The sequence below is a fragment of the Rathayibacter tanaceti genome (assembly GCF_001634385.1).
Taxonomy (GTDB): domain Bacteria; phylum Actinomycetota; class Actinomycetes; order Actinomycetales; family Microbacteriaceae; genus Rathayibacter; species Rathayibacter tanaceti.
Genome location: NZ_LIIN01000283.1, coordinates 1 through 895, shown reverse-complemented (window position 1 = coordinate 895; position 895 = coordinate 1). Strand labels below are relative to the sequence as shown.

The following is an 895-nucleotide window of genomic DNA, read 5'->3' as shown; positions in this document are numbered from 1 at the left end:
CCCGCACTCAGCGCGCTAAACGATCGTTTCGATGCTAATCGGCATGCCCCGCTCAATCGGCTCGAGAGAGGGGCCGATCAGCGACGTGGATTCTTGGCGCCGTCTGGTGGCGGACGTCCGATCGTTCATGGACAGGAGTCCCCGTACGGAGTGGTGCCAGGGTCCCTGTTCTCTAGGCGTTCCCGCCCGGGGCCTCCGCTGCGCCGGTAGCATCGACGGGTGATCAGGACCCTCCAGCGCATCGACGTCCTCCGCGAGACGGTCCAGGAGGCGCGGCGAGTCGGGTCCCGCGTCGCCCTTGTGCCGACGATGGGCGCTCTGCACGCCGGTCACCTCGCGCTCGTCGAGCGGGCTCGCGAGCTCGCCGACCTCGTCATCGTGTCGATCTTCGTGAATCCGCTGCAGTTCGGTCCCACCGAGGACCTGGACCGCTATCCGCGCGACCTTGCGGGCGACACCGCGCTGCTCGACGCGGCGGGCGTCGACGTCGTCTTCGCCCCGGGAGCCGTCGAGATGTACCCGGATGGTCCGTCGTCGACGCGTGTGGTCGCGGGGGAGGTCGGCGCGCTCTACGAGGGCCGCGCGCGGCCGGGCCACTTCGATGGGATGCTCACCGTCGTCGCGAAGCTCCTGAACATCGCGCAGCCCGACGTCGCGCTCTTCGGGCAGAAGGACGCGCAGCAGCTCTTCCTCGTGCGCCGCATGGTCCGCGACCTCGACCTGCCCGTCGTGATCGAGGCCGTCGACATCGTGCGGGAGGAGGACGGACTCGCCCGCTCCAGCCGCAACCGCTACCTCGACGAGGAGCAGCGCCGCGCCGGTCTCGCGCTGCCGCGCCTCCTCGCCGCCGCCGCCGGAGCCGCCGACCGCGGTGCCGCCGCCGCGGTCGAGGAGG

The 895-nt window shown here is 71.2% G+C and carries 1 protein-coding gene; it reads left to right on the top strand.

Annotated features, from left to right (window positions below; all coding sequences use genetic code 11):
- Positions 1-240: 240 nt before the first annotated feature.
- The coding region (gene panC / locus ACH61_RS15655; RefSeq protein WP_236713735.1) for a pantoate--beta-alanine ligase at positions 241-895 on the top strand (655 nt) is incomplete at its 3' end.